Here is a 5,193-nt window from a genome sequence, read left to right on the forward strand (position 1 = left end):
GCGATTACAGTGGGTTTGCCACCTTCCATTACCGCAACGCAGGAGTTGGTAGTTCCTAAGTCAATGCCAACAACTTTTCCCATAAAACTATTTACTACTTCCTTAATAATGACAACAGTTTAAATAATGACGAGGAGTGCCAGTGGCAACTCGCGCGATCGATATTACAGATCGATCCTTATCTTTGTGCCAACACAGACTTTTTAAAAAGGGTGGTTTTCCGTACCTCTTCTATGATTAACAAATTACTGTTAACAGTCCTTGATTGACACCTCTCTACTGTAGGTGACTTACGCCGATGTCGAAATTGAGGCGAACCGTATAGAGTAGTGGTGCTTACCGTAGTTTTTGAGAGTCAGGAGGTTGCGGAGACTGCTAGTGACGTAGCACTCTCATCTGGTCAAGATTCCTGCTAGAGCCTCACCTGTAAGGACTTTCGCTCAGAAGAGTGTGTGTGAAGCTCGACTGCCCAGTGGCTCTAGTTCAAATGTTAGCGGGGAGTCCTTAAAAAAGTCTGAATCTCCAATTAAAATCGGTAGGGATGTTAGTTTGCTGCTGAATTTGGGTACATATAAGATAGTTGCATCTACAGTGCGCGCTAATACTCATAAAACTACCCGATCGCATTTGTTTTGATGACTCCAATTTGAAGTTAATGTTTAAGTAGCATTTGTTTTAAAATAAATGCTACTTAAACACTAAAATTTTAGTGTTAAACTATATGCAAAACTTTGAAGATAGAGAGATATCGAGATGCCCTTTAAACCTAGTTACTTCAAAGCAGATTTTTTCAAGGTGCTGTCAAATCCAGTCCGAATTCAGATTCTGGACACTCTGAGATCGGGCGAACAAAATGTCAACTACATATCCCAGTACTTAGAGATAGATGCTTCCTCCGTATCACAGCAGTTGGCAATACTTCGTCGGTGCAACCTAGTCAAAATTCGCAAGCAAGGTAACTTTGTTTTTTACTCAATTTGCGATCCAGCTATTTTTAAAGTCCTCGATGCTGCACTTGAAGTATTCAACAATCACTTGGTTGAAACGCAAAGTAACTTAGCACAAATGAAATAGCTTTAATTAGTTCCTCAACAGCAGCATCTATTTATCAAAAGGTATGAAAACTATTTTAGTCATTGAAGAGGATATCGAGTTTTCCTACTCATTATGTCAATTTTTCAGAGAGAATGATTTTTACGTTATTGAAGCAGCTAATCTAGCGATCGGAACATTATCGATAAAAGAGCAAGATACAGATCTAGTTATTTGTTCGTTTGAGTCACTTGCTTTTGCTCTGACCAAATGCTCGACGCTAGAAAAATTACCCAGCATTCATACTGCTAAAGTCCCGTGGATTTTGCTTACAGCCGAAGCAAGTATTTTCGATCTCTCTGGTAAACTAATTCTATCAGAAGTAACCATTTTAAGAAAACCATTAGAATTCGATCTAATCTTAGAAGTAGTCCAGTGTGCAATAGATCGAGACAGAATAAATAAAAGTTTTAACAAGACTGTATCGACACTGAATCATAAGTATTATCTTAGTGAAGTTGAATTGCAATATAGTTTTAAGTTTAAAAGCACGCGTGTGAAACTAAAATCTTCATCGAAAACTTTTAGTTCCCTTAACAGAAGATTTTATTTGCCAATAGAGAAGAGAAGCTTAATCCTTAAAAGACAAGCGTAAAGCACTGTCTGTAAAAATTCATTTGAAATCGCTTGAGATTTTTCTTCATTCATAAATCAATTGAATACACATATCAAGTGTTCATCTCTTATTAGTGAGTGCTGACATTAAATTGGATATTTTTAACGACTTAACAACCATTTTAAATTTTACTTGTTTTGCAAAATTACATCATTAAATAGTTAAATGTGAATTTAAAATGGGAATCATAAGATTGAGCTACTGAGATCTATATATAGAAAATAATCTCTGAGCCGGTTGTCTTAATGTAGGAATATTAATATGTCAAACCAACTCACATCTCGTCCAAATCTAGGCCAATTCAGCAGCATTGTTTGTTTCAAGTCAGTAATCACTGGGATGGAAGAAGCGCTGGGTGAAAAAGCCACAGCGATCGCGTTAATTGCTGCTGGTCGCGAACGTGGTAAAAACATCGCCAAAGAGTTAGGCTTGTCTGGTACTAGTCAAGACTTAAGCACGATTGCCACCAAGTTAAATGAAGCAGTTGGTGCCAATGGTACCCACTTAACTGCTGTGAATAAGATCGTCCAAGACGGCGATGTTATTAAAGTTTATTGTTCGGAGACCGTCTGCTCTGCTGGTGAAGCCCCAGGTTCGGATCGTAAATGTACTTTTACGATGGGTGCAGTCTGGGGTGCGTTGAGCGAAATCACTGGTAAAAAACTTCGTGGCGTTCACACGGAATCAGTTTTACGCGGTGGTACTCACGATGTATTTGAATTTACCACTGTCAACTAACGTTAGCACAATTGACTCTAAACTCTCAAGCAAACTCAATCAATCATAATTAGGAATAAAATCATGGGCGCAAGCACAATTGGCGGAATTTTACAGAGCTTTGTATCGAGTACTTCTGATGTCCAAGGTGCAGCCTTGGTATCTCCTGATGGCTTACCTTTAGCCTCCAGTCTTCCCGGTACGATGGATGAAGAACGGACTTCGGCAATGTCTGCGGCGATGCTCTCCCTCGGCGAGCGAATCGGTAAAGAATTAGCACGCGGTAGCGTTGAAAAAATCTTGGTTGAAGGTGCTGATGGCTATGGCATTCTCATTGGTTGTGGCGATGATGCTGTGTTGCTTGTTTTGGCTAGTCAATCTGCAAAACAAGGGCTATTAATGCTGGATATCAAACGTGCTGTCGGCGAAATCAAAGCTGTACTAAACTAGATATTTTTTCAAACACGCGAACATGAACTGATATTACGATCTAGGGTTTATTCGATCGAACCGAAGGTGATTTTATCACCTTCGGTTTTTGCTGTGCCCTCAGCAATACTATGTTTGCGATCGCTACAGCGGTTTGATTCCCGTCTATCCCTGCCTTTTTGATGGCTACCTCATCCCGCCCAAACGCTCGATCGGCCAAAACCGAAAGCAAGTATGTCCGATAATATTGGCTTGAGGTAAAAATACCCAAACGTGAGAGTAGTTACTATTGTTGCGATTGTACCTACTGCAATACTTTAGACTTCCTGCGAAAGTCAGGTATTAGGCTTTAGGCTTTAGGCTTTAGGAGAAAATATAGACGAAAACCATACTAGAAAAGATTTTGTTTTTACTTTCGCAGGAGGTCTTTTGATGTCGATCGACAAGTCAAAGCACCAAATTCTTGTCTAGGATCGATTAGCTCTCGATATAACCAACCGGGATAAACCAGTTCATTAAAATCCTCCTCTGAATTCATAATAGATTTTTGTTAACTGTGATTAGATTAACGACTAGGTTGAAGTACGACTTCATCGACTAGTTCGATCGACAAAATCTTAGCAATCTCTAACAATCGATCGAATCCCACTGCCTGATAATGATTCGCCTCATACCGTTGGATTTGCTGTTCTTTAATCCCGATCTTATCTGCTAGTTCTCCTTGAGTCATTCCGGATGAAATTCTCGCTTTAATTAATGCGATTGGTAGTTCTGATAGGCGATCGATCGTAATCCTTACTTTACCATCTTTTAAATCTTTGTACTCGGCTATTTCTCTATACATCATCTGAATTTGATCTTCCAAAGCTGCACTTTGCATTCTCATCAACCGAGGATGAGTATTAGTAGCTGATTCTCGATTTTCTAAGAGTTTTGATAACTCTTTCTCTAAATCTTTTAACTTAGCTTTTGTAACTTTATATTGACGCTCGTTTTGGATCATTGCTCGTTTTCTAGGTATAAATTACGGTGAATGTAATACTTCGCGAGGCTCGATCTCGATAACTCCTCTAGAATTACCATCCCTATCTGTTTGAAAGAAACCAACAAAATTGGGGTTGGGTTTCAGATCTCCTCCAAACCGATCTTGTTGAGCGGCTGCACTATCAAAGACCGGATCTAGACTATACAAATCTACTGTCATCGGGTCGAAACAGCCATCAAAATCATTCGGTTGCTCTTTACTAGTAACATTAGGCAGATACTCTGCCCTGCGATTCAAGATTTCTTGTGCTTTCTGAGAGCCTGTTTTCGCACCATGCGCCGCAATTAGATCCTTTGCACCAGAGATGCGGGCACCTACAGATCGATCGGTATTCACGACGTTATGGGATTTATTGACGATCGATCCGTAGCCATATTCTTCTGCTCCAATATTTCGATTTCTAAGATTCGTTTGCCAATCCATTCGCTAATGGTGGGGACGACTGCGTTGCCAATGAGTCGCCCTCTGCGACCGTCCAGCCGGGAGGAAACCCCATCAGTCGCTCCCACTCTGTCCATGTCAAGTTCCTCGCCACAGAGTATCGGTCGGTCTGAATGGCCGCCTTGATGTCCTCCAGTTTGGGCGCGTAACGTGGGGCAGATGCTTTTTGCCAAGGTATATCCGAAGCCACCGCGACGTTGTACCACAAGCGGATTGTCTCTGAGAGCGATTTGACGAAAATCGGGTCTAGTTTGCGCTTTGCTCGATTCTCGCGCCGCAGTATTCCCAGACAATTCGCTGCTGTCAGTAAAGAAGTGATAGGCACGTTCGGATCTAAAACTTGCGATAAAGAATACTCTGTCTCGGTTGTGGGGTAAGCCCGAATCGACAGCGTTACACGATACCCATCCCCCCAGATACCCGTTCGCTTCGAGCGTGTCGATAACTGTCTCAAGTGCGGCTCCTTGCTCGGCGGAGAGCAATCCCGGCACGTTTTCCATGACCAACCACGCTGGGCGAACTTCTCTAACCAAGTCCATAAAGGTGAAGAACAGACCACTTCGTTTTCCCGACAGTCCCGTTCGTTCTGTATTGGCGGTGCTGAGGTCTTGGCAAGGCCATCCAGCGCACCATAAATCAGCGGTAGGGATAGTTGCTGGGTTGAGGGTGGTGATGTCGTCATGTAGGGGTACGTGCGGCCAGTGGCGGTTGAGGATCTGTTGGCAAAAAGGATCTAGTTCGCATTGAAATACAACGCTCATCCCCGCTCTTTCCAAGCCGAGATCGAAACCGCCGATACCAGCAAAGAATGATGAGACGCGCATATCGTTACTATTATTTAAACGATCGATCT

The 5,193-nt window shown here is 42.0% G+C and carries 8 protein-coding genes; 4 read left to right on the forward strand and 4 right to left on the reverse strand.

The genetic code is table 11. From position 1 onward, the window contains the following. A partial coding sequence (locus RMO35_RS12330) for an Hsp70 family protein (protein ID WP_309741560.1) occupies window positions 1-83 on the reverse strand: 83 nt, incomplete at its 3' end. 670 nt (window positions 84-753) lie between these two features. Between RMO35_RS12330 and RMO35_RS12335 the strand changes: the two genes are divergently transcribed. The 4 genes from RMO35_RS12335 (at window position 754) to RMO35_RS12350 (ending at window position 2,875) form a co-directional block, all read left to right on the forward strand. Beyond that, window positions 754-1,074, forward strand: coding sequence for a metalloregulator ArsR/SmtB family transcription factor (locus RMO35_RS12335; protein WP_309741549.1), 321 nt, complete (start codon window positions 754-756; stop codon window positions 1,072-1,074). 43 nt (window positions 1,075-1,117) lie between these two features. After that, window positions 1,118-1,687, forward strand: coding sequence for a hypothetical protein (locus RMO35_RS12340; protein ID WP_309741550.1), 570 nt, complete (start codon window positions 1,118-1,120; stop codon window positions 1,685-1,687). Window positions 1,688-1,969: 282 nt separating this feature from the next. Further along, complete coding sequence (locus tag RMO35_RS12345) at window positions 1,970-2,446, forward strand: hydrocarbon-binding protein (protein WP_310415180.1); 477 nt, start codon at window positions 1,970-1,972, stop codon at window positions 2,444-2,446. Window positions 2,447-2,509: 63 nt separating this feature from the next. Beyond that, window positions 2,510-2,875 carry a roadblock/LC7 domain-containing protein gene (locus tag RMO35_RS12350; RefSeq protein WP_309741554.1) on the forward strand — a complete coding sequence of 122 codons (366 nt, stop codon included), beginning with the start codon at window positions 2,510-2,512 and terminating at the stop codon, window positions 2,873-2,875. Between the two features lie 544 nt (window positions 2,876-3,419). Here RMO35_RS12350 and RMO35_RS12360 read toward each other — a convergent pair. The 3 genes from RMO35_RS12360 to RMO35_RS12370 form a co-directional block, all read right to left on the reverse strand. Further along, window positions 3,420-3,857, reverse strand: coding sequence for a helix-turn-helix transcriptional regulator (locus tag RMO35_RS12360; RefSeq protein ID WP_309741556.1), 438 nt, complete (start codon window positions 3,855-3,857; stop codon window positions 3,420-3,422). A 21-nt stretch (window positions 3,858-3,878) separates the two neighbouring features. Beyond that, the gene (locus RMO35_RS12365; RefSeq protein WP_309741557.1) at window positions 3,879-4,235 is read right to left on the reverse strand and encodes a DUF6932 family protein; all 357 of its coding nucleotides are present in this window, start codon (window positions 4,233-4,235) and stop codon (window positions 3,879-3,881) included. Continuing rightward, window positions 4,232-5,193, reverse strand: a 962-nt coding sequence (locus RMO35_RS12370; protein WP_309741559.1) for a DNA (cytosine-5-)-methyltransferase, incomplete at its 5' end; no start/stop codon positions are given. The genes RMO35_RS12365 and RMO35_RS12370, both read right to left, overlap by 4 nt.

The sequence above is a fragment of the Chamaesiphon sp. OTE_20_metabat_361 genome, from assembly GCF_031364565.1.

What these genes read in the sequence shown, in the direction of transcription:
- RMO35_RS12345 (WP_310415180.1), top strand. Translation starts at nt 1,970, where the DNA reads ATGTCAAACCAACTCACATCTCGTCCAAATCTAGGCCAATTCAGCAGC.
- RMO35_RS12340 (WP_309741550.1), top strand. Translation starts at nt 1,118, where the DNA reads ATGAAAACTATTTTAGTCATTGAAGAGGATATCGAGTTTTCCTACTCA.
- RMO35_RS12335 (WP_309741549.1), top strand. Translation starts at nt 754, where the DNA reads ATGCCCTTTAAACCTAGTTACTTCAAAGCAGATTTTTTCAAGGTGCTG.
- RMO35_RS12360 (WP_309741556.1), bottom strand. Translation starts at nt 3,857, where the DNA reads ATGATCCAAAACGAGCGTCAATATAAAGTTACAAAAGCTAAGTTAAAA.
- RMO35_RS12350 (WP_309741554.1), top strand. Translation starts at nt 2,510, where the DNA reads ATGGGCGCAAGCACAATTGGCGGAATTTTACAGAGCTTTGTATCGAGT.